The following is a 21978-nucleotide window of genomic DNA, read 5'->3' as shown; positions in this document are numbered from 1 at the left end:
CCCACAGCGTGTCCGGCCGGTCCTCGTTGGTCACACATGACGCTGCTCGACCGGATCTTGACGCACAAGTGGTGGCTGGGGGTCTCCGGGGTCGTCGCGATGGTGGCCGTCGCTGTCACGATCGTCCTGGACGACGAGCAACCGGCGGCGCCCGGGCCGGCGGCGTCCGCCCGGCCCGGTCCCGGCTCGGGGAGCCTTGTGGAGAACGGCGCCTGCGTCGCGCAGGGCTCGGAGATCAGCATCACCTGTGTTCCACCCCCGCCCGCGCCCACCGCGGAGGGCCTGGAGTTCCTGCGGCAGTCGGTGCGCGGCACGGGCAACGGAGCCGCTTCGTTCGCGCTACCCGCGGACGTGCCCCTGGAGAACCTCCCGGAGGGCAACGGGATCGGCTTCTGCACCGACGAGCAGACCGACTGGCTGCGCAGGCACGGTGACGAGGCGACCGGCGACGGTTTCATCCGAATCCGCAACGCCGGGACCACCGGTGCGAAGCTGAACCTGTCCGACCTGCGGATCGAAGGGCTGAAGCGAACGGCACCGAAGCCGGTCATCTACTTCGCCTGCCCGAGCGCCGGCGCGGACGACGGCCTGATCGCCACTCTGAACCTGGATCGGCAGGGCGGCGTGGAGGTCTGGTACCCGGAAGACGAGGAGACGGTTCCGGGGGCTGCGTTCTCGTTCAGCCTCGACCCGGGTGAGGGCGGCCGGCTGCTCACCACCGTCATCCAGGAGAGCGGCGCCGACTACTCCGGCCGCCTGGTGGTGACCGCCCGGTACGGCGACACCGAACAGGACGTCACGCTGCGCCTCTTCGGCGAGGAGGACACCTTCCACCTGCCCGGCTGGGGACATGAGCACACCGTGATGGTCTCCCCGACGGATTCGCCGGATCATCCGTTCACCTGCCGCGATCGCGGCCAGCTCTACGAGTACTCCGGGTGCACCATCTCCGAGATCCGGGAGCGGCTGACCGGGTGACGCCGCGCCAGGTCACCCCGGCGCGGCGTCCGGCTCAGTTCAGTTCGACCGGCCGCGCAGGTAGCCGTGCGGGTCGAGGACGTACTTGCGGGCCGCGCCCTGGTCGAACTCCTGGTAGCCCTGAGGGGCCTGCTCCAGCGGGATCGCCATGGCGTTGACGTTCTTCGCGATCTGCACACGGTCGTGCAGGATCGCCATCATCAGCCCGTGGTTGTACTTCATCACCGGGCACTGACCGGTGACGAAGGAATGCGACTTCGCCCAGCCCAGGCCGAGCCGCAGGGACAGCGAGCCGACCTTGGCGGCCTCGTCGACACCGCCCGGGTCGCCGGTGACGTAGAGGCCCGGTACGCCGATCGCGCCGCCGGCCCGGGTGAGGTCCATCAGCGAGTTCAGCACCGTCGCGGGCATCTCGGTCTGCGAGTCCCGGCCGTGGCCGCGGGCCTCGAACCCGACCGCGTCGACCGCCGAGTCGACCAGCGGCTGGCCGATCGCCGGTGCGGCCCGGCCGAGGATCTGCTGCACCTGCTCCGCCGGTTCACCCTGCGACACGTTGATCGTCTCGCAGCCGAAGCTGCGCGCCTGAGCCAGCCGCTCGTCGTTGAGGTCACCGACGATGACAACCGCCGCGCCGAGCAGGAACGCCGAGGTGGCCGCGGCCAGGCCGACCGGGCCGGCGCCGGCGATGTAGACCGTGGAGCCGGTCGTCACGCCCGCGCTGACGCAACCGTGGTAGCCGGTCGGGAAGATGTCGCTCAGCATGGCCAGGTCCAGGGCCTTCTCGATCGCCTGATCCCGGTCCGGGAACTTGAGCAGGTTCCAGTCCGCGTACGGGACGAGCACGTACTCGGCCTGCCCGCCGACCCAGCCGCCCATGTCGACGTAGCCGTACGCCGAGCCGGGCCGGTCGGGGTTGACGTTGAGGCAGACGCCGGTCTTGCGCTCCTTGCAGTTGCGGCACCGGCCGCAGGAGATGTTGAACGGCACCGAGCAGACGTCACCGACCCGGATGTACTCCACGTCCGGACCGACGTCGATGACCTCACCGGTGATCTCGTGGCCGAGCACCAGTCCCTCCGGTGCGGTGGTACGCCCGCGGACCATGTGCTGGTCGCTGCCGCAGATGTTGCTCGCGACCGTCTTCAGGATCGCCCCGTGAGGTGTCTTGCGCCCGACGTTCATCTTGTTGACGCCGGGTCCGTCCTTCATCTCGTAGGTCGGGTAGTCGAGATCGCGGATCTCGACCCGGCCGGGCCCCTGGTAGACAACGGCTTTGTTGCCTGACATGGTGCGCTCCCATCCTCGAGCTTGGAACGAGCCTCCTGGCGTCATATTTCTCGCGGCGTGACCGGAACAGAACCCTCGGTAATCTCGATAAATGTCGATAGTCCCATTTCTGGCGGCTGGATCTACGCTCCGGAACGGATGACGGTGTCGCCGGCGTCGGTCAGAGTGGTTCCGTGGCAACAGTCCGGACCCGCGACCTGGCGGGCACGCTCGTCCTGTGCCTCGCGCTGCTTGCCTGGACCCGCTGGGTCGCACCCCAGATGCTGTACGGGCGTGAGGTGGACGCGGGCGCGTACCTGCTGGTCGCGACCAACTCCCTGGCCCTGATCTGGCGGCGCGTCGCCCCGCGGCGCGTGCTGGCCGTCACCACCGTCGCGTCGGCCGCCTACATGTGGTTCGAGTACGCGTACGGACCGGCGCTGCTGCCGTTCGCGATCGCCGTCTACACGGTCGCCCGGTATCTGCCGTGGCGCACCGCGGCCGTCGCGGCCGGGCTCGCCTGGCCCGTACTGGCCTCGCACAACCTGAACGACGGCGTGGCCCTCACCGACGTGGTCGGCTTCCTCCCGGCCGCCGGCTGGATCGCCGTACCGTTCGCGATCGGCACCACCGTCGCACAGCGCACCGAATCGGTCGCCCGGGACCGCCGCGAGGCTCTGGAACGCGGCATCCAGGAGGAACGGCTGCGGATGGCTCAGGAGGTGCACGACATCGTCGGCCACGGGCTCGCCGCGATCAAGATGCAGGCCGACATCGCCCTGCACGTGCTGCCCAAGCAACCCGAGATCGCCCGGCCCACCCTGGAGGCGGTCAGCGCCACCAGCGCCCAGGCCCTGGACGAGCTGCGCACCACGTTGCGCATGCTGCGCTCGGCCGACGAGTCGAAGGCGTCCATGCCCGGGCTGGCCGACCTGGAGGCGCTCTACCAGCGGATGCGGGACGCCGGGCTGCGGGTGCGGGTCCGCACGATCGGACCGCCGAGCACCCTGCCGGCCGAGACCGACATGACCGCCTACCGGACGATCCAGGAGTCGCTCACCAACGTGTTGAAACACGCGTACCCGAAAGAGGCCGACATCGTGCTGGAGAACGAACCCGGCGCCCTGCGCATCCGGGTGATCAGCGCCCACCCGGAGACGGAGGCGCCGCCCAGCGGCGGCCTGGGCATCGCCGGCATGCGCGAACGCGTCGCCGCGCACGGCGGCAGATTCGCCGCCGGGCCGGCGCCCGGCGCGCGATTCATCGTCGATGCGTGGCTTCCGGTGAGCACGTCATGATCTCGGTGCTTCTCGTCGACGACCAAGATTTGGTACGGCTGGGCTTGCGCACCCTGCTGACCAGCGAGGACGGGTTCACCGTCGCGGGCGAGGCGGCCGACGGGCTGGCCGCGGTGGAACAGGCCCGCTCGATACGGCCGGATGTCGTGCTGATGGACGTACGGATGCCCGGCATCGACGGCCTGGAAGCCACCCGCCGCATCATGGCCCAGCCCGATCTGACCGGCACCCGGGTCATCGTGCTGACCACCTTCGAACGCGACGAGTACGTCTTCGAGGCGCTGCGGATCGGAGCGAGCGGCTTCCTGCTGAAGGACACCCCGCCGGTGACACTGCTGGACGCGATCCGCACAGTGGCCGACGGCGGCGCGCTGCTGTCACCGTCGGTGACCCGGACGCTGATCCGGGAGTTCGTCACGAAAGGACCGCGGCGCCTGGTCCCGCATCCGCGCCTGGACCAGCTGACCGAGCGGGAGCGCGAGGTGGTGGCGCTGGCGGCGGAAGGGCTGAGCAACCAGGAGATCGCGGGGCGGTTGGTGGTCAGTCCGGCTACCGCGCGTACGCACGTCAGCCGGGCCATGGTCAAGCTGGGCGCCCGGGATCGGGCGCAGTTGGTGGTGTTCGCCTTCCAGTCCGGCCTGGCCGCCTGAACCGCGAGCTACGTCCGACAGCGCCCAGCCGTCGCCCACGAACACTATGAGGCGCGCCGGGGCGGCCGGGACGGATTGGTGTTTCCCGGCGGTCGCGGTGGAGCCGTGACGGGGCGGATGGCTCGCGTCGGGAGAGCGGGGACGAGAAGATTCCGGCGGGACGGCCGGTGACGCGTACTGAGGAAGGAGCGTGACCGGCGAACGGACCCGGACTCTGTCCAGCTCCTGCCGACGCCCGTCGGCGGACCCCATCCCCGCCTACCTGCCGCGCCCCCGCCCGCCTGCCGCGCCCCCGCCGCGATCTTGTGGGGTTGGCGGGAATCGGCGCACAACAGGTTCACAAGATCGCCGGCAAATTCGGGCGGCAGGCGACGGCAGACGGGAAGCCGTCAGGCCGCTATCACCGTGCCGGTGATGGTGGGCGGTCTGGCGGTGGCGAGGGTGAGCCGGGCCAGGACCGGCTCCTCGGGGATCGGCGCGGCTCCCGAGCCGGCGATCGGCCGGGGACGGCGGGGCTGGACCCGCCCGGCGCTGCCGCCACGGCCTGGATAGATCAGCAACCCGTTGACCGGGTCGGGCACGGCGTCCAGGGCCGCGCGGACGATCGGCACGTCGCGGTAGGAGGACCAGCGGTCGTCGCTTCGGAAGCCGATTTCGAAGAGGACGCCCCAGGAGAACCGGTGCCAGCGCCATTCGTAGGCACCGTGCGCGATGGCGGCCTCGACCAGAACGTTGCCGTAGGAGTCCTGCCAGCGCGCCGCGGACTGGTGCGCGCCGTCCAGAACCTCGATGGACCACCACTGCAAATTCATGGTGCCCCGATGCTACTGCGCATCGACGACGGTCTCGCCGATCCGATGGATGCGGTCTGAAGTTGGCACCCAGCCTTCGTACAGCAAAGCAGCACAACCGACGATCGGAGGCCGCGGCGGCAAGGCGTGCGCGGGCCTACGACCGGGCAGCCGGCAGGCGGGCGGGTCAGGCGGCGGTGGAACGCCGGCGGCCCGGCGGCAAAGCGTGCGCCGGCTTGCGACCGGCCAGCCTGCGGGCGCGGCGGATGACCGGGCGGTCGGCGCCGGTCTGGCGGGTCTCCGGGAGTTGCGGGCCGGCCCAGGCGGGGATCGCGCCGGGTGGGGTGAGGGTGCGGTCGGGAGGCACCCAGAGCGGCTGCGGCGCCGTGGGCGAACCCCACCACCGGAACGTGCCGTAGCCGCGGACCAGCGGAGGCTGCAACGCCGGCCAGTGGGCTTCCGGTGGGATCGCCAGGCGCCACGCCTCGGCCGGCAGCAGGGCCAGGCCGGCCTGCGGCGGTGGTACGGGCAGGCGCGCGGAGGTGGTGCCGGCCAGGCGGGGGTCTCCGGCGGGGGCGGGTACGGCGTCGGCGGGTGCGGTGGCGGCGGGTGCGGAGGCGAGGATGACGGCGGCGGCGATGGTGATCACGCCGGCGATCAGGGCGGCCGGTTCCCAGCCGGGCCGGACGGTGTCGCCGAGCAGGGTCAGGGCGATCACCGAGGGGGCGACGACCTCGCCGGTCCAGTGCACCGCGGTGACCCGGCCGACCTCGCCCTGCTGGAGGGCGTTCGCATACATGATCATGCCGTTGACCGGGTAGATCAGCAGCGCCCAGACCAGCGGCTCGGTGGCGATGGCGACGATCGCGGTGGAGGTCTGTGCCATCGCCTCGGGCGGGATGTGCAGGGCCCGGCCGCAGAGCGCGGCGCCGCCGAGTGAGAAGCCGCCGACGGCCGCCATGAGTCCGGGGATGCCGACGCGGGTGGTGGCCCAGCCGAGCACCACGAGTGCGACCGCGCCGGCGCAGAAGGCGATCCGCATCGTCGACGTCAGCGTGATCTCGTGCTGCTGACCGGCGGACATCGCCAGGACGGTCAGCGCCGTGCTGGTGGCGATGATGGCGACGACGTCACGGTGGCGCAGCCGGGACTTGAGGAACAGCCAGGCGAGCACGGCGGTGACGGCCAGCGAGCCGGCCAGCACCGACTCGACCACGTAGACCGCGAGCTGCTGCAACGCGAACATCGCGGCGACCCAGGCCGACATGTCGAGCGCGATGCCGACCATGTACAGCGGATGGCCGAGCGTGCTGACCGTGCTGGTGCTGCGTTTGGCGCCGACGGCCTGGAGGATCGATCCCACCGCGTAACTCAGGGCGCCGTACACGGCGAGGCCCAGCGCTATCCAGCCCGCGGTGGCCATCGCCTACCGCCCTAGATCACTCAGCGTAGATCGACCGATCACGCCCCGATGATATGACGCGAGATGAATCCACGCGAGCCTATGCGGCCCCGGCGACCGGCGATGGCACGAATGCCCGCACCACCTCGGCGATCCGCCGCACGTCGCCGGGACCGCACCGGTGATCGACCGGAAGGGTGAGCATCCGCGCGGCCAGCGCGGCGGCCTCCTCGTCGCCGCTCCACCAACGATCACGTTCCTGCCGCCAGTGCACCGGCGCGTAGACGCCGTTGCGCGCCAGGTGCGCGAGCAGTGCGTCACGCACGCTTTCCGACGCGCATTCCAGCTGCACCCGGAACGGCCCCGCACCCGAAACCCACCAAGCAGGGGTACGCGCGGACAACGCCTCCGCGAGGTCAGCGGCGTGACGTGCGCTCGCCGTACGCAATCCGGCTGTGTCGAGCAGCGGCAGCGTCGCCACCGTGACCGCGCTGGCCGGCGCCGTGCTGCCCAGCAGTTCCTGCTCGCCCTGCTGTTGCAGGGCCCGGAAGCGGTCCTTGGGCACCGGCCGCCCGGCCAGCCAGGCCGCTTTGAGCAGCATGCCCGCGAGTTTCCGCGCGGCGCCCGGGCTCTCCGGGCCTACCGGCCGGGGCAGGTCCAGGCCGCGCGGCGACCAGAGCAGGCCGCCGTCCGGCAGCGGCAGGGTCTTGCGGAGCGAGGCGACCGCGTACGCCGCGGTGCTGGCACACGCCCACTCGCTGAGCGGATCGTGCGAGTGATCCTCGATCACCGTCACCCCGGGGTGCACCCGCGTCCACGCTTCCCACGGTGCCCCGGCATCCCGGCCGAACAGGTTCTGTGCCAGGACGACGTCGCCGTCCGCCGCCCGCAAGGTGTCGAGCCGCGGCCCGCGCCCGTCCGGCAGGTGCCGGTACCAGGAGATCGGTATCCGCTCGGAGAGGAGCTCGGCGACGCCCATGCAGAAGTACGACGGAACGTGCAGCCGGCCGGCCGGGGCGAGCAGGCGCAGCAGCTCGCTGAGCGCGCCCGAGGCGGTGGCGTAGAGCGCCCGCCGGGCCGGAAGCCATCCGGGCAGGCCGCCCCGCTCGGCGCTGAGCAGGGCGGCCGGGTCCCAGTGGTACTCCGACCCGATCTCGCGGGACGGTTCAGGCGGCACGGCTCATGTCTCCGGTCTCGGACCGGCTGGAAGCACGCTGGATGTTGAGGGTGTCGACGTGCACCGGCGGCTCGCCGCGTTGCAGGGTCAGTGCGGTACGCCAGAGGATCTTCAGATCGAGCGCCGGCGACCAGTTGTCGACGTACCAGCGGTCCAGGATGAAGCGCTGCGGCCAGTCGATGTCGTCGCGGCCGTTGACCTGCGCCCAGCCGGTGATGCCGGGTTTGACCTCGAGCCGCCGGGCGTCCTCGGCGGAGTAGCCGGCGACCTGCGGCAGCACGTCGGGCCGGGGTCCGACCAGGTTCATCTCGCCGCGCAGCACGTTGATCAGCTGGGGCAGCTCGTCAAGGCTGGTCCGCCGCAGGAAGCGGCCGCACCGGGTGATCCGCGGGTCGTCCTGGATCAGGCCGAACGGGTCGTCGATGCCGAGCTGGGCGCTGAGCGCGACCGAGTTGTGCACCATGGACCGGAACTTGAGCATCCGGAACGGCTTGCCGTCCTTGCCGGCCCGGTCCTGGACGAAGAGGACACCTTTGCCGTCGGCTATCCGGATCCAGGCGGCGATCGCGAGTACCACCGGGGCGAGCAGGATCAGGAACACGGCGGCGACCAGGCGGTTCAGGCCGTTCCAGAAGGAGCGCACGAGTTTGTCCCCTCTACAGTGACTCGACCGTTGGTCCGGTCAGGCGGTGGCGGGTGTCCAGCACGTACTGGGCGTGCTGGACGACGAGGTCGAGGTCGAAGTCGTCGTGATCGGCGAGCAGGATCACCGCGTCGGCGGCGGCCACCTGTTCGGCGGTGAGCGCTACGCGTGTCACCCGGCTGTCGACGTGGGCGTCCTCGACGACGTGCGGGTCGGCTGCGCGTACCTCCGCTCCCATGTCCAGCAGGAGCGCGGCGACGCGCCGGGCCGGCGACTCGCGCGCGTCGCCGCTGTTCTTCTTGTAGGCGAGGCCGAGCAGCAGCACCGTTGAGCCGTTGACCGCCTTGCGCCGTTCGTTGAGCGCGGCGACCAGGCGGCGCGCCACGTAGTCCGGCATGTGGTTGTTGATGTCGTTGGCCAGCTCGACGAAGCGGAAGCTCTGGCCGAGGGTTCGCTGCACCCGCCAGGACAGGTAGGACGGGTCGATCGGCAGGCAGTGGCCGCCGACGCCGGGGCCGGGCACGAACCGCATGTAGCCGAACGGCTTGGACGACGCGGCGCCGATCGCCTCCCAGACGTCGATGCCGAGGTCGTGCGCGTACACCGCGAGTTCGTTGACCAGGGCGATGTTCACGTGCCGGAAGGTGTTCTCGAGCAGCTTGGCCAGCTCGGCGACCTTGGGGTCGGAGACCGGGACGGTCCGCTCGACCACCGAGGCGTAGAAGGCCTCCACCTTCTCCAGCGAGAGCGGGTCGATGCCGGAGACGACCTTGGGCGTGGTGACCAGGTTCCACTCGCGGTTGCCCGGGTCGATCCGTTCGGGGCTGTAGCCGAGGTGGAAGTCGACGCCGGCGATCAGGCCGGAGCCCTCTTCGAGCAGCGGCGCGACGAGCTCGGTCGTGGTGCCCGGGTAGGTCGTCGACTCGAGCGCGACGGTGGCGCCGGGCCGCAGGTAGCGGGCCAGAGTACGGGCGGAGTCCTCGATGTAGCGCAGGTCCGGTGTGCCGTCGCGCAGCGGGGTGGGCACCGCGATGACCGCGACGTCGAAGCCGGCGCAGGACCGCGGGTCGGACGAGGGCTGGAAGTTGCCGGCGGCGAGGATCGCCTGGAGCTCGGCGGAGGAGATGTCGTCGACGTACGACTCACCGGCGGCGAGCCGCTTGATCCGCTCCTCGTCGACGTCGAAGCCGACGACGGTGTGGCCGACCTGGGCGGCGCGGACCGCCAGGGGCAGCCCGACGTATCCCTGACCGGCGATGACGACCCGCATGGGTGTGCTCTCCTTCTTCTTCGCGCGTTGCCGGGGGCTCACGGCCGCCGTCCCGGCGGGACGGCGGCGGTCTCGGGGTGCCGTTTGCTGCCGACGGCGGCGCGGTGCCACTCGGTGTGGATCGGTCCGCCGGCCATCGGCTTCTCCCGCCCGGTGGGCAGGGCCGGCGACTCGGCGAGCCAGTGCAGGACGGCGATCAGGTCCTCCCGGGGCGCGGACGGGTCGAGCAGCGAGAGCACGGCGCCGTCGAGCGGCGGGACCGGTGCCTGCGAGATGAGCGGGTGGTTGGGCCGGTGGTCGGGCTCGTCCGGGCCGAGCAGGATCTCGGCGAGCTTCTCGCCCGGGCGCAGCCCGGTGTAGACGATCTGGATGTGCTGGTCGGCGGCGTCGGCGATGCGCCGGGCGACGTCGGCGATGCGGACCGGCTCGCCCATGTCCAGGACCAGGACCTCGCCCTTGCTGTCCAGCGCACCGGCCTGGATGACCAGCCGGACCGCCTCCTGCACGGTCATGAAGTAGCGGGTGACGTCGGGGTCGGTGACGGTGATCGGACCGCCCGCCTGGACCTGGGCGGCGAACGCGGTGAGCACCGATCCACGGCTGCCGAGCACGTTGCCGAACCGGACGCTGCTGTAGCGGCCGGAGGCGGTGGCGTCGGCCGCGGCGGTGAGCCGCTCGGTGATCCGCTTCGAGTAGCCGAGCACGCTGCACGGGTCGGCGGCCTTGTCGGTGGAGATGTTCACGAGGCGGTCGACGTTGTGCCGCAGCGCGGTCTGCAGGATCTGGTACGTACCGATGATGTTGGTCTTGAGTGCCTCGGACGGGTGCATCTCGAGCAGCGGCAGGTGCTTGAGCGCGGCGGCGTGGAAGACCACCTGCGGCTTGTGCTCGGCGAACACCTCGTCGAGGCGCTGCTGGTCGCGGATGTCGGCGACGACCAGATTGCGGTCGTCGAGCATGCCGCGGCCGTCGAGGGATAGCTGTACGGCGTGCAGGCCGGACTCGTCCCGGTCCAGCATGATCAGCTTGGCCGGGTTGAAGCGGGCCAGCTGCCGGCACAGTTCGGAGCCGATCGAGCCGCCGGCGCCGGTGACCAGCACCCGCCGGCCGGCCAGGTAACCGGCGACCGCGGCCAGGTCGATGGTGATCTCGCGGCGGCCGAGCAGGTCCTCGTGGCTGACCGGGCGGATGTCCTCGACCCGCACGGTCCGCCCGAACAGCTCCACCACCGGCGGAACCACCTTGAGGTCCACGTTGAGCGGCTGGGCCAGGTCGGTGAGCTTGCGGATCAGGTCGGCGCTCGCGCTCGGGATGGCGATCACCACCGCCTCGGCGCGGAACCGGCGGACCACCTCGCTCATCGCGTACCGGTTGCCGGCCACCGGGACGCCCATCACGTGCAGGGCGCGCTTGGCCGGGTCGTCGTCGAGCAGGGCGACCGGGACGTACCGGCTGGACGGGCTGCGCAGCATGGCCCGGATCACCTGGGTGGCGCCCTCACCGGCGCCCATCACCACGACCCGGATGCCGTGCTCGGGTGAGGGACGCAGCCGGCTGTCCTGGAAGAGGCGGACGAAGTACCGGACGCCGGCGGCGAGGACCATCATGATCAGGCCGGCGCCGATGATCGCCGAGCGGGGCACGAGCCGGCCCAGCAGGGTGTCCAGGACGAAGACCACCGGCACGGTGACCGCGACGGTCTTGGCCAGCGCGGCGATCTCTTCGAAGCACCCGTACGACCAGCGGCCGATGTAGAGCCCGAGCCGGATGCCGGCGACGATCTGCACCGCCGCGGCGACGGCGGAGAGGATCACCAGTCCGCGGACGTCCACATCGCCGATCTGGCCGTCGTGGCGCAGCAGCGTGGCGATGAGCAGCGCGGTGGCCAGAGCGAGGGCGTCGGTGCCGGCCCGGGCGGCCCGGCCCGGAAGAACGGTGCGTGCCCACGACTCCGGATCGGTGATCCGGTCGCGCCACTCACCGGGATTGGCGTCGGCCGCGGTGTCACCGGGCCGGGTTCGCCTAACCTGCATGGATTCCCCCTCGTACGACGCCGGCGCAGCCGGCCGCGGATCCTTCGCTCGACAAGGAAAAACGAGTTGGCCTGAATTGCAATTTCCCAATGGGAACGCCCGCCGACACTCGCCGTCACATCGCCTTTAAACCTTTCGCAAAAATCAGGGTTCCAGGCATGGAAGGCGGTTTACAGTAGCAATTGTCATGGGCTACGTGAGAAGCTTTCATGTTCGTCGATTAGCCGAGAACGCGGCCTTGATCGGCGTTCCCGGAGAATACTTTCAGGCCCGCCGGAGGACCATTCGGCGGAGGATGTCATATGGAGAGTGAGAAGCTCTCACCTTAGGCATGACATCTGCGACTTACATTCCGGCGAACATTCCGGCAGCGTCGTCACCGCGGGTGTCGCAAGCGTTCTGTCTAAAATCAGGCTTATTTCACGAGCGGGTGACGTAGTCGATCTCCGCCGCCGTGAGGAAGCGTGACGCGACCGGGGGATACGAGATGCGGGTGCTGCACGTCATCAGCACGCTGGGACCGGGTGGGGCCGGGCACCAGCTGCGCCTGCTGGTGCGCCGTCTGCCGCACGAGAGCGAGGTGGTCACGCTGTCGCCACCCGCCGCCTCCACGGACATGCTGCGGCCGGAGGGCGCCCGGGTGCACCACCTGAGCTCCCGCGGAGACCACGATCCGGCGGCGATCGGCCGGTTGCGCCGCCTGATGCGGGCCGGCCACTACGACGTCGTGCACACCCACCTCTACCGGGCGAGCGTGCTGGGCCGGATCGCGGCCCGGCTGGCCGGCGTACCGCACGTGGTGGCGACCGAGCACCACCTGGGTGCCGAGGCCATCGAGGGCCGCCGGATCTCGCCCGGCGTGCGTGCCCTCTACCTGGCGGGCGAGCGGCTCGGCCAGATCACCATCGCGGCCTCACCGGCCATCGCCGGACGGCTGCGGGCGTGGGGTGTGCCGGACACCCGGCTCACCACGATCCCCAAGGCGATCGACGCCCGCGAGTACCGGTTCGACCCGGAACTGCGGGACGCCGCCCGGGCCCGGCTGGACATCGCACCCGGCGTGCCGGTGATCGGCGGGATCGGCCGGCTGGAGCCGGACAAACGGTTCGACCTGCTGATCCGGGCGCTCACCGAGGTGCCCGGGGCCACCCTGCTGCTGGTCGGCGACGGGCCGGCCCGGGCCGCCCTGGAACGGCTGGCCGACATCGAGGGGGTCGCCGGCCGGGTGCGGTTCGCCGGGGTCGTCGGTCACGTACGCGAGATGCTCTGCGCGATGGACGTGTTCGCCTCACCGGGCCAGGAGACCTTCGGGCTGGCCACGCTCGAGGCGATCGCATCCGGGCTGCCGGCCCTGTACGCGGCGTGCGCCCCGCTGGAGGAGCGGGCCGCCGCCCGCGCGCCGGTCCGCGGCACCCAGCGGCTCTCCCGAGACCGGGAGTCGCTGCCCCGGGCGCTGCGCGCCGAACTGCTCTGCCTCGCCGAACGCGACGGCAAGCGGCTGCCGGCCCGATCGACCGGCTTCCGGTACGACGCCGACCACCTGGCCGCCTCGGTCGGACGACTCTACGAGCGGATGGCGGAGGGTCCCGGCCGGCGCCGGATCATCGCACCGCTGCTGGCGTATCGCGGCCGGTTCGGGCGAAAGAACAGTTTTCCACTGCCCGGCGGAAACGTGCGAAACGCATGAGCCGCCGGAACGCCAGATAACCGAAATACGCCCCGAGTGTGTTCGACATCAGATCATTCACGTCGGCCCACCGGTCACCGTGCAGGGTGACCGCCAGAATCGCCTGGACCGACTCGATCGTGAGGCTCAGCAGAAAGCCGCAGAGCACCACCCGCCGCACATCGCGGACGCCGAACGAGACGTGCAGCACCGCCGCCAGCGGGACGGTCATGGCGATGTTCAGCATGAAGTCCAGGGGCCGCATGCCGACCACCGGCTCCAGCACCAACCGGCCCGGCTCGAAGTAGCCGGCGCCCGGGCCCCAGGCCAGGCGCATCGGCAGCATCGTCGCGCCGAAGACGGCCACCGCGTACCACCCGGCGAGCCACGCGACCCCCAGACGGCTCGGCGTCAGCAGGCCCCGCCGGTGCAGCAGGACCGCGGCCAGAACCATCAGGGTGAAGCCGAGCGGCAGCAGAACCGGCAGCGCCGGCACGGTGAACTGGTGGAATGGCATCGGTTCTGAAAATACGCCGCCGGACTGGGAGGGCCATGAAAAACCGCTCAGCGCAGCCAGCCCTGCTTGCGGGCGATCCGGATCGCGTCGAGCCGGTTGCGGGCGCCGGTCTTGCTGATGATCGCGGAGAGGTAGTTGCGCACCGTCCCGCCGGACAGGTAGAGGCGACCGGCGATCTCCTTGACCGACTCACCCTCGGCGGCCAGCCCGAGGACCTCGAGCTCGCGGGTGCTCAGTCCCCGGTCGGTGTTCAGCGAGGCGGCCTGGAGCATCGGCGAGACCACCCGCTCGCCCCGGGCGAGACGGCGGACCGCGTCCGCCAGCATCGGCGGGGACGAATCCTTGACCAGGAAGTTCAGCCCGCCGTTCCACCGGCGGGGCGGGAGCATGCCGCGCTTGGACGGGTCGCAGAGCAGCAGCATGGAGCAGGACGGTATGGCGGCGTGCAGCTCGTCGGCGATCGGCAGCACCTGACTCACCATGTACTGCGTGTCGATCACGACGACGGTCGGCCACAGCTGCGCCGCGCGCTGGGCCAGGTCACCACCGATGGGCAGGGTGTCGACGTAGTGCATGTCCGGTTCGGTCTCCAGGAACGCGCGCACGGGGACACCGAAGTAGCCCTCGTCTCTCACCACCACGACCCGGATCATCACACCACCCTCGTCGATGGACGCCGGCGATGAGCCGGAGCGCCGCCATGTCAGGAACGCTGGATGCACTTACCTTTCTATCGCCTCGTGTCCATTCTGTGGACGCCGGGGCGAGAGATCTTCCAATGATCCGGAGGAACGCGAGTTCCCCCAGCTCAAAACCGATTCGTGCCAACGGAGATCGCTGCGCTGCCGTACTTAACGTAACGGTCGGAGGCACACTTCGCACATAGCCATAGCCGATCGACTGACTGAGGTTTACCGGATCTACGAATCCCCGGCCGGAAAGACCCGCGATATCGATCAGATACGACCCGGTAACTTACCGCAAATCGGACTTTATGCCCTATAAGCGGACGCTAAAGTGATCCTTATTCGTCATTGCCCTCACCCGAAAGTGATATTGATTCCGGCTCCGCAAGCGGACCGTCCGGTAATCAATTCATGATCCATTCCTCAGGCACCTGACCGGAAAGGATTACCCTCGTCCCGAACCCGGCCGGGCGGTACCCCGAAGGTGCGCTTGAACGCCCGGCAGAAGGGTGAACCGGGCCGCGAAGGCCGAACGGGAGAGCGGCGCCACCGGGGCGGGGGGCCGTGCGGGAGCAGGGTGAGACTCCCGGCCGCCAGGTGCCGGGGTTCCTCGCCGTCGACCTCCAGTAGGCAGCCGCGGCGACGGGCGTGTGGACGCGATGATCCGGACTCGGGCTGGCCTGCGCGATCCCGTTGCTACGACGGTGATGGAGCGGGGTGCCCTCCGGCACCCCGCTCACCCGTCAACGGAGATCGGCACCGCCCTCCTTGGCGATCCGGACCAGTTCCAGCAGTCCGGAGGCGTACTCCTGGGACTCGGCGTGCGCCTCGTCGAACGGCGGCTGGAAGCCGACGCCCTCCCACTGCTGGGTGGCCTCGTTCCAGCGGTCGTTGCCGACCTCGAAGTTCCACGCGGTGATGCCCAGGTCGTAGTACAGGTGGTCGGCGGAGTTGCCGGCCGCCGAGTAGAGCACGTCGGCGACCGGACCGGTGTACGCCGGCCAGGTGACCGTGCCACGCTCGGCGCTGATCGCGGAGACGATGCGGCGGGCGCTGTCCAGGAAGAACTTCGACTCGTCGATGGACGGCCGGGGCAGCGTGATCCGCCCGGGCACCTTGTAGGCGCCCGGCGACCACATGAAGTAGCCGCCGTAGCTGTGCACGTTCATCGAGAACTTGATGTTCTTGTTCGCCGACGCCAGGGCGATCACGTTGCGGCTCTCGTTCTCGGAGAGTTCCGCGGTGCCCGCGTACGTGCCGGACAGGCAGTTCTGGCTGGCACCGAAGTAACCGTCGAAGTAGGACCCGACGGCGTAGTTGCGGTTCACGTCGACGCCCCACGAGTTGCGGTTCACCGGGTCCCGGGCCGCGCCGGTGCAGTGGTTGACCAGGTTCTTGCGCTGGAAGTTGAAGTCGTTGAACGAGTAGTTCGCCCCGTCCGGGTTCACCGTCGGGATGATGAACACGTCCACCTCGTCGACAAGCGACCTCGTCGCCGGATCGGTCGCGTAGTTGGCCAGCAGCCGCTCCGCGAACTCCAGCGTCACCAGCGGCGTCGCCCACTCCCGGGCGTGCTCCTGCGAGTAGGCGAGCACGCCGGGCTTCGAACCGTCGCGGACCTTGCCGATGCGCAGCGCCTGCACGGTCCACGGCTTCTTCGGCACCTCGGCGCCGGCCAGGCCGTCGTCCAGCCGCGCCGGTCCGGCGACCGGCATCACCAGGCCCGCCGAGCCCTGCTCGACGAAGGCCCGGAACCGCTGCGGGTAGCGCGCGGAGATGAACGCGGCCACCTGGTCGGTCGTGCTGATCACCGCGCCGGCGGCATCAGTCGCGAGGCGCACGGTCAAAACCCGGTCACGGTACGCCGCGGACAGCGGCCGATTCGCGGCACCGGGATTCACGGTACGTACCTGGACGCCGTTCATGCCCTGGTCACCGAACTTCACCGACTCCACGACGATCGCGGCGGTGGCCGGGTCGCCGAGGTACGCGACAGCCGTACGCCGATAGCCCTGGGTCTTGTTCGGCAGATTGATGACGTCGACGAGCTGCGGGTACTGCCGGGCCAGCCGCTTGATCCGCGCGCTGATGTCGGTCGGGGTCATGTAGGCGTCGATGAAGTCCTTCTGGTACCCGCTGGGCAGCGCCGGCGGGGTGACGCCCGGCCAGCTCTGCGGGGTGATCGCCCGGGACGCGCCGCCCAGGCTGGACACCGCCTTGACGCTCACCGGCTGGCCGGGCAGCGGCTGCGGCAGCGCGTAGTGGTACTGGTACTCGTCCGCGTCCTCGAAGCGGACCAGCGGGTACGTCCCGGTGGTCCCGTCCGCGGTGGTCCAGGTGACGGTGATCTCCACGTCCGGGTCGTCGGTGGCCGTGGTCGCCACCTGCGTCTGGAGGAAGGTCCGGCCGTTGCTGGTCCACCAGTACGCCTGGAGGAATTGCAGGGTGTCGGCGGCCATCGTCCGCACGGCGGCGCGGCTGCGGGTTGCGCTCGACTCCTGCTGGATCAGCTGGACCGGCTTCGCCCCCTCCGCGGTGAGTGCGGCGAGTTCGCGGTCGTCGACCACGACGTCGGCCAGGACGGAACCGGCGGTGAGACGTGGACGTGCGGCCACGTCGGCGCCCCGGGCGAGCAGGCGGTCGAACGCCGCCTCGTCGGGGAGCTGGAATCGGATGAGGGCCCGCTCACCGGCGGACAGCGCGATCGGCGCTTCGGCTCGCGCCGCGGCGGGGGTCGCGAGCGGGACGGTGAGCATTGCGGCGGCCAGGACTGCGGTGGCGACGGTGGCCGACCAACGGTGTCCGGACGACATCGAACCTCCTGCTACGTCGAAGGATGTTGATGTCCACCGCAGTCCACGGATTGGGATCTGTCAATGTTGCTGGCCAGATCTTGCGCCCGGCGGTACTCTGCCCGCGATGACTACCTCCTCGTACGGATTGGGGGTCTCGTTCGCTGAAGGTGAGTGCTGATGCGCTCCGCGAACGACACCCGACTTCTCATCTGGCTGCGCGTGCGCGAGTTCGCCGTGCCGCCCGCGATGATCGAGACCGCGACGGCCCGGCGTCTCGCCGGTGACTGGGCCGGGGCGTGTGCCGCCGCACGCGTCGACGTCGACCTGCATCCGCGCGCTGCCGCGCGCACCCATGGCGACCGGATCGCGTCCCAGATCCGCGCCGACCTCCGCGCCCTCGCGCCGGATCTGCTCCGCTGGCACCTTCCGCGGGTCGCTCCGGACGGCCTGTTGCGGCCCGGCCTGACCGTCGCGCTGGCCCGGTACGATCCGCCGGCCGCCCCGCCGCTGTACCTGGTGGCTCGCACTCCCCCGGCCTGGGCGGATGCCGGGCAGCGGATCAGCCTGGCACTGTGGACGCGGTCCGCGGACCGGTCGTGTGCGCACCCGCGTCCGCGCCCGGACCGGCGTTTCCGGCTCGATCTGCACCGGCACCTGTGGGACGCCCACCGCGCCGGCGAGCTGTGGCAGCGCACCCGCCCCGACCTGCTGCCCGCCCCCGGCTGGACCTCCGGATACGCCGTGCATCGCTGGGCGGCGGAGGCCCGTCTCCTTCTCCGAGGCGACGGCATCTCCGGCGGGCCGGTCATCGTCCGGCTCGACCACGGCCGCCGCCTGCTGCTCGATCCGGACGGACCGGAGCCCCGGCCCACCGGACCCGGTTCGGCAGCCGGCCGGCCGGTCCTGCCCGACGCGGCCACCCGCATTCCACCGGACCTGGAGTTGCTCCGCGCCGGCCTGATCGACGCCGACCGCCTGCATCCGCTGGTCGCGACCGCCCTGACACCGGACGGACCACGCGCCAGGCCCACTCGTGTGCCGCCTGCCCCTCGGCACTCAGCCGGTGCGGTCGAGCGGATCGTCGACTGCGGCGGAGCCCGGCATCGGATCGGATTGGCCGGAGGGGTGCTCACCCCGCTCGACCACGATCCGGCTGAGCTGCGGCGTGAGGCGATCCTGGTCGCCCTCGGCGGCAGCCCGCTGCCGTGTCTGCGGGCCGTCGACGAGACCATCCGTCATCCGGCGTCCCTCGCCGACGTGCGCGCCCGGCTCGACCACGGCGACTTCGCCGGTGCGCTGCGCCTGGTGGAGGGCCTGCTCGGTCCGGACGCGCTGCTGCGCGACGGTGCGCTGCGCGACGAGTTGGAGACGGCCGCGCTCCGGCGCCTGACGCACGGCATGTTCCGGGCCGGGTTCACCGGGTTCGGCCCGCCCCGGCACGAACAGGAAGTCCGCCGGCGGCGCGATGTGCGCTCCCGGCCCCGCCAGGCGATCAATCGCTGACCCGCTCCGGCCCGCCGAGCGGGCCGGACTAGTGCCCTCCGGACACCAGCGCCGCGAACGGCGCCCGACGAAAGCCAAGGTGATCGAACTTGACCATGACTCTGTCCACCGCCGGAAACCTCGACGTCGCCGCCGACCTGCTGGCGCTGCTCGGCGACACCGCCACCGAACCCCGCCCGGACACCCAATTGGAGGCGCTCACCCTCGCCGTCAGCGCGGACCTGCCGGTACTGCTCTGGGGTGAACCGGGCATCGGCAAGACCTCCGCCCTCAACCAGCTCGCCGGCGCCCTCGGCCTGCCCCTGACCACCGTCATCGCCAGCGTGCACGAGCCGTCGGACTTCGCCGGGCTACCGGTGGTCGGGGACGATCCCGCTGTCCAGGGTGTACCGATGGCGCCGCCGGACTGGGCGGTGCGCCTCGCGCGTACCGGAACGGGTCTGCTCTTTCTTGATGAGCTCTCCACCGCACCGCCCGCGGTACAGGCCGCGCTGCTGCGGGTGGTCCTGGAGCGCCGGGTGGGCGCGCTGCGGTTGCCGCCCGGCATCCGGATCGTGGCCGCCGCCAACCCGCGGGCCTCCGCCGCCGACGGCTGGGAGCTCAGCGCGCCGCTGGCCAACCGGTTCGTGCATCTCCAGTGGGGCTTCGACCACGATGTGGTGGTCCGCGGGCTCGGCGGCACCTGGCCCCGGGCGGCGCTGCCCCGGCTCGACGCCGGACGGCTGCCGGACGCGGTGGCCCTGGCCAGGCGGGCGGTGTGCGGCCTGTTGAGCACCCGGCCCGCCCTGGTGCACCAGCTGCCGACCAGCGAGACCCGGCGCGGCGGGCCCTGGCCGTCGCCGCGCAGCTGGGAGATGACCCTGCGGCTGCTGGCGTTCGGCACCGCGGCCGGCGCCTCCCGGGACGCGCTCTCCATGCTGGTACGCGGCACCGTCGGCGACGGACCCGGGCTGGAACTGCTGGCCGCGCTGGACCGGCTCGACCTGCCGGACCCCGAGAACCTGCTGGCCGACCCGGCGTCGGCTGTGCTGCCCGAGCGCGGCGACCTGCGTCAGGCGGTGCTCGACGGTGTGGTGGAGGCGGTCCGGAGACGACCGGAACGGTCCCGCTGGGAGGCCGCCTGGACGGTGCTCGCCCGGGCGCTCGACACCGGAGCACCGGACCTGGTCGTCGTGCCCGCGTCCACTCTGGCCCAGCTGCGCCGGGACGGGTGGGAGGTGCCGGTGACGATGGAACGGCTGGGCAGCGCGGTGACGCTGTCGCAGCGGGCCGCGGCATGAGCGGGCTCGCGGAACTGGATCGGGAGAAGCTGTTCGCGGCCCGCCTGTACGCGACCCGGGCCCGGCCCTACCTGGCGACGGCGCTGTTCGCGCTGGAGCCGGTGGAGTCGTCCCGGGTGCCGACGATGGCCGTGGACGCGCACTGGCGCTGTTACATCTCACCTCGATTCGTGGCGCGGACGCCGCTTGCGGACCTGGCCGGGGTGTGGGTGCACGAGGTGTCGCATCTCCTGCGTGATCACCACGGGCGCGGCGACCGCTACGCGGCGCGCTCGGGCCGGGACGGGCCCGGCGAGCGGTTGCGGATGAACATCGCCGCCGACTTCGAGATCAACGACGACGTGTACGGCGACGGGCTGCCCTGGCCGGCGGACGCCGCCCAGCCGAAGTCGCTGAACCTGCCGGAGGACCTGCTGATGGAGCAGTACCTCGGCCGGTTCACGCTCGGCGGACACGCCCAGTGCTGGGCCTGGCTGGATTGCGGCAGCGGCGCCGACGGCTTCGGCCGGCCGTGGGATCTCGGGAAAGCCGGTGCGGACGGGCTCACCCGCGAGGAGCAGGACGCGATCCGGTTCCGGGTGGCCCGGGGCATGCAGGGTCCGCCGGGGAGTGTGCCGGCGGGCTGGAAGCGGTGGGCCGACGAGGTGTTCCACCCGCCGCAGCCCTGGCGCGACCTGCTGGGCGCGGCAGTACGGTCGGCGGCCTCCGGATCGGGTTCGGGCGGCGACTACTCCTACGCGCGGCCGGCCCGCCGGTCGGCCAGCCTGCCCGGCGTGGTCCTGCCCAGCCTGCGACGGCGACCACCGCGGGTGTGCGTGGTCATCGACACCTCCGGTTCGGTCAGCGACGCCGAGCTGGGCAGTGCCCTGCTGGAGGTGGCCGCGATCGGGCGGGCGGTGGGTGGCCGCCGTGACTCGGTGACCGTGATCTCCTGCGACGCCGCCGCCCAGACGACGGCGTCGCTGTGCCAGGCGGAAGGGATCCCGCTGGTAGGCGGCGGCGGAACGGATCTGCGCGCCGGCTTCGAGAAGGCACTGCGGAGCACACCGCGCCCCGACGTGATCGTCGCACTGACCGACGGGGAGACCCCGTGGCCGGGCACACCACCTCCGTGCCGCACGGTCGTCGGGCTCTTCCGCCGGCGGAAAGCCGGATTTCTGGAGCGTCCGCCGGCCTGGGCACGGGTGGTCACCATCGGATGACGACCCGTGCTCCGGCGGCATCAGCTGTCCCACTCCGTCATCGCGCGATCGATCCACTCGCCGGTCAAGGCGCCGAAGAGGGCCGGCTGCTCGATCTGCAGGTTGTGTCCCGCCACGTCGAGCACCGCGAACGACGCCCGCGGATAGTGCGGGAGCAGGGCGAACTGCTCCGCATAGCCCACGATGCTGTCCTGGCGGCCGGCCAGGATCAGCGTCGGGCGGGTGAAGGGAACGCCGTTCTCCGGCTCCTTGGTGAGCGCGTAACGCTGGCCGATCCGCTCGGTCGCGGTGCGATCGGCGGCCTCCAGGCCGGACCAGATCTCATCGCCGAACCGCTGTCGGGTCTCCGCCGTCTGCACCACCGAGATGGACTCGAACTCCGCGGTCGACCGGGCGTCGTCGCCGGCCGGCAGATCAGGGTCGCGGCGCAGCACCCGGTGCTCCGGCAGGTCGCGCTGGTCGCGCGGCAGGGCGGTGCCGACCGGGCAGATCAGCGCCAGGCCACGCACCTGCGCGGGCCGGTCGTGGGCGAGCGCCCGCGCCAGATATCCCCCATAGGACTCGCCGAGCAGCAGGAACGGCGTGTCACCGAGGTGGTCGTCGATGAAGTCGTGCACGGCGGCGAGCATGTCGTCGGAGCTCGCGATGGAGGGCGGAGCGGCCGAGCCGCCCATGCCGGGCAGATCCGGATAGAGGCGGCGGAAGCCTGGCCGGGTGGCGAAGACCGGCTCGAGGCAGCCGAGCATGAGGCGGTGGTCGACAGTCCACCCGTGCAGGGCGAGGGCCGGGATCCCGGATCCGTGTTCGACGTGATGCATGCA

At 71.2% G+C, this 21978-nt stretch carries 18 protein-coding genes; 7 read left to right on the top strand and 11 right to left on the bottom strand.

Annotation, left to right across the window (positions count from 1 at the left end; all coding sequences use genetic code 11):
• Positions 1–36: 36 nt before the first annotated feature.
• Positions 37–978: a hypothetical protein gene (locus tag I4J89_RS14300; RefSeq protein WP_196414434.1), complete on the top strand. Its 942-nt coding sequence runs from the start codon at positions 37–39 to the stop codon at positions 976–978.
• A 39-nt stretch (positions 979–1017) separates the two neighbouring features.
• Here the strand turns inward: I4J89_RS14300 and fdhA are convergent, their stop codons facing one another.
• On the bottom strand, positions 1018–2265 hold the full coding sequence (gene fdhA / locus I4J89_RS14295) for a formaldehyde dehydrogenase, glutathione-independent (protein WP_196414433.1): 1248 nt from the start codon (positions 2263–2265) through the stop codon (positions 1018–1020).
• 173 nt (positions 2266–2438) lie between these two features.
• Here fdhA and I4J89_RS51490 point away from each other — a divergent pair, with 173 nt between their 5' ends.
• On the top strand, positions 2439–3542 hold the full coding sequence (locus I4J89_RS51490) for a sensor histidine kinase (protein WP_196414432.1): 1104 nt from the start codon (positions 2439–2441) through the stop codon (positions 3540–3542).
• Entirely contained in the window at positions 3539–4192 is a 654-nt protein-coding gene (locus I4J89_RS14285) for a response regulator transcription factor (RefSeq protein ID WP_196414767.1), read from the top strand. The genes I4J89_RS51490 and I4J89_RS14285 overlap by 4 nt, the downstream gene beginning before the upstream one ends.
• Before the next feature lie 389 nt (positions 4193–4581).
• On the opposite strand, the gene I4J89_RS14280 is transcribed toward I4J89_RS14285, so the two are convergent.
• From I4J89_RS14280 to I4J89_RS14255, 6 genes are all read right to left on the bottom strand, one after another.
• Complete coding sequence (locus I4J89_RS14280) at positions 4582–5004, bottom strand: hypothetical protein (protein ID WP_196414431.1); 423 nt, start codon at positions 5002–5004, stop codon at positions 4582–4584.
• Between the two features lie 166 nt (positions 5005–5170).
• A complete protein-coding gene (locus I4J89_RS14275; protein WP_196414430.1) occupies positions 5171–6406 on the bottom strand; it encodes a hypothetical protein in 1236 nt (411 codons plus the stop codon).
• A gap of 79 nt (positions 6407–6485) precedes the next feature.
• Positions 6486–7562, bottom strand: a complete 1077-nt coding sequence (locus tag I4J89_RS14270) for a hypothetical protein (protein ID WP_196414429.1) — start codon at positions 7560–7562, stop codon at positions 6486–6488.
• Positions 7552–8205, bottom strand: a complete 654-nt coding sequence (locus tag I4J89_RS14265; protein WP_196414428.1) for a sugar transferase — start codon at positions 8203–8205, stop codon at positions 7552–7554. The genes I4J89_RS14270 and I4J89_RS14265 overlap by 11 nt, the downstream gene beginning before the upstream one ends.
• A gap of 13 nt (positions 8206–8218) precedes the next feature.
• A complete protein-coding gene (locus I4J89_RS14260; protein WP_196414427.1) occupies positions 8219–9475 on the bottom strand; it encodes a nucleotide sugar dehydrogenase in 1257 nt (418 codons plus the stop codon).
• Between the two features lie 38 nt (positions 9476–9513).
• The gene (locus I4J89_RS14255) at positions 9514–11508 is read right to left on the bottom strand and encodes a polysaccharide biosynthesis protein (RefSeq protein ID WP_196414426.1); all 1995 of its coding nucleotides are present in this window, start codon (positions 11506–11508) and stop codon (positions 9514–9516) included.
• 454 nt (positions 11509–11962) lie between these two features.
• Here I4J89_RS14255 and I4J89_RS14250 point away from each other — a divergent pair, with 454 nt between their 5' ends.
• Positions 11963–13195, top strand: coding sequence for a glycosyltransferase (locus I4J89_RS14250; protein ID WP_309238313.1), 1233 nt, complete (start codon positions 11963–11965; stop codon positions 13193–13195).
• On the opposite strand, the gene I4J89_RS14245 is transcribed toward I4J89_RS14250, so the two are convergent.
• The 3 genes from I4J89_RS14245 to I4J89_RS14235 form a co-directional block, all read right to left on the bottom strand.
• Entirely contained in the window at positions 13110–13691 is a 582-nt protein-coding gene (locus tag I4J89_RS14245) for a VanZ family protein (RefSeq protein WP_196414425.1), read from the bottom strand. The two genes, I4J89_RS14250 and I4J89_RS14245, sit on opposite strands and share 86 nt — an antisense overlap.
• Positions 13692–13738: 47 nt before the next feature.
• Positions 13739–14344, bottom strand: a complete 606-nt coding sequence (locus tag I4J89_RS14240; protein WP_196414424.1) for a response regulator transcription factor — start codon at positions 14342–14344, stop codon at positions 13739–13741.
• A 776-nt stretch (positions 14345–15120) separates the two neighbouring features.
• Positions 15121–17190, bottom strand: coding sequence for a M14 family zinc carboxypeptidase (locus I4J89_RS14235; protein ID WP_196414423.1), 2070 nt, complete (start codon positions 17188–17190; stop codon positions 15121–15123).
• A gap of 159 nt (positions 17191–17349) precedes the next feature.
• On the opposite strand from I4J89_RS14235, the gene I4J89_RS14230 reads away from it, so the two are divergent.
• From I4J89_RS14230 to I4J89_RS14220, 3 genes are all read left to right on the top strand, one after another.
• On the top strand, positions 17350–18675 hold the full coding sequence (locus tag I4J89_RS14230) for a hypothetical protein (RefSeq protein ID WP_196414422.1): 1326 nt from the start codon (positions 17350–17352) through the stop codon (positions 18673–18675).
• A 95-nt stretch (positions 18676–18770) separates the two neighbouring features.
• The gene (locus I4J89_RS14225; RefSeq protein WP_196414765.1) at positions 18771–19955 is read left to right on the top strand and encodes an AAA family ATPase; all 1185 of its coding nucleotides are present in this window, start codon (positions 18771–18773) and stop codon (positions 19953–19955) included.
• The gene (locus I4J89_RS14220) at positions 19952–21157 is read left to right on the top strand and encodes a vWA domain-containing protein (protein WP_196414421.1); all 1206 of its coding nucleotides are present in this window, start codon (positions 19952–19954) and stop codon (positions 21155–21157) included. The genes I4J89_RS14225 and I4J89_RS14220 overlap by 4 nt, the downstream gene beginning before the upstream one ends.
• Before the next feature lie 20 nt (positions 21158–21177).
• Here the strand turns inward: I4J89_RS14220 and I4J89_RS14215 are convergent, their stop codons facing one another.
• Positions 21178–21975, bottom strand: a complete 798-nt coding sequence (locus I4J89_RS14215; RefSeq protein ID WP_196414420.1) for an alpha/beta fold hydrolase — start codon at positions 21973–21975, stop codon at positions 21178–21180.
• Between the last annotated feature and the right edge of the window lie 3 nt (positions 21976–21978).

This window comes from Actinoplanes aureus (assembly GCF_015704865.1).
GTDB lineage: Bacteria > Actinomycetota > Actinomycetes > Mycobacteriales > Micromonosporaceae > Actinoplanes > Actinoplanes aureus.
The sequence above is the reverse complement of the archived record's forward strand: the minus strand, read 5'-3'. Positions and strand labels throughout refer to the sequence as shown.

Bases quoted from the DNA above. Each gene is read 5' to 3' on its own strand.
- I4J89_RS14240 (WP_196414424.1), bottom strand. From the start codon at position 14,344: ATGATCCGGGTCGTGGTGGTGAGAGACGAGGGCTACTTCGGTGTCCCC.
- I4J89_RS14230 (WP_196414422.1), top strand. From the start codon at position 17,350: ATGCGCTCCGCGAACGACACCCGACTTCTCATCTGGCTGCGCGTGCGC.
- I4J89_RS14225 (WP_196414765.1), top strand. From the start codon at position 18,771: ATGACTCTGTCCACCGCCGGAAACCTCGACGTCGCCGCCGACCTGCTG.
- I4J89_RS14275 (WP_196414430.1), bottom strand. From the start codon at position 6,406: ATGGCCACCGCGGGCTGGATAGCGCTGGGCCTCGCCGTGTACGGCGCC.
- I4J89_RS14245 (WP_196414425.1), bottom strand. From the start codon at position 13,691: ATGCCATTCCACCAGTTCACCGTGCCGGCGCTGCCGGTTCTGCTGCCG.
- I4J89_RS14235 (WP_196414423.1), bottom strand. From the start codon at position 17,190: ATGTCGTCCGGACACCGTTGGTCGGCCACCGTCGCCACCGCAGTCCTG.
- I4J89_RS14300 (WP_196414434.1), top strand. From the start codon at position 37: ATGACGCTGCTCGACCGGATCTTGACGCACAAGTGGTGGCTGGGGGTC.
- I4J89_RS14280 (WP_196414431.1), bottom strand. From the start codon at position 5,004: ATGAATTTGCAGTGGTGGTCCATCGAGGTTCTGGACGGCGCGCACCAG.
- I4J89_RS14285 (WP_196414767.1), top strand. From the start codon at position 3,539: ATGATCTCGGTGCTTCTCGTCGACGACCAAGATTTGGTACGGCTGGGC.
- I4J89_RS14220 (WP_196414421.1), top strand. From the start codon at position 19,952: ATGAGCGGGCTCGCGGAACTGGATCGGGAGAAGCTGTTCGCGGCCCGC.
- fdhA (WP_196414433.1), bottom strand. From the start codon at position 2,265: ATGTCAGGCAACAAAGCCGTTGTCTACCAGGGGCCCGGCCGGGTCGAG.
- I4J89_RS14215 (WP_196414420.1), bottom strand. From the start codon at position 21,975: ATGCATCACGTCGAACACGGATCCGGGATCCCGGCCCTCGCCCTGCAC.
- I4J89_RS14255 (WP_196414426.1), bottom strand. From the start codon at position 11,508: ATGCAGGTTAGGCGAACCCGGCCCGGTGACACCGCGGCCGACGCCAAT.
- I4J89_RS14260 (WP_196414427.1), bottom strand. From the start codon at position 9,475: ATGCGGGTCGTCATCGCCGGTCAGGGATACGTCGGGCTGCCCCTGGCG.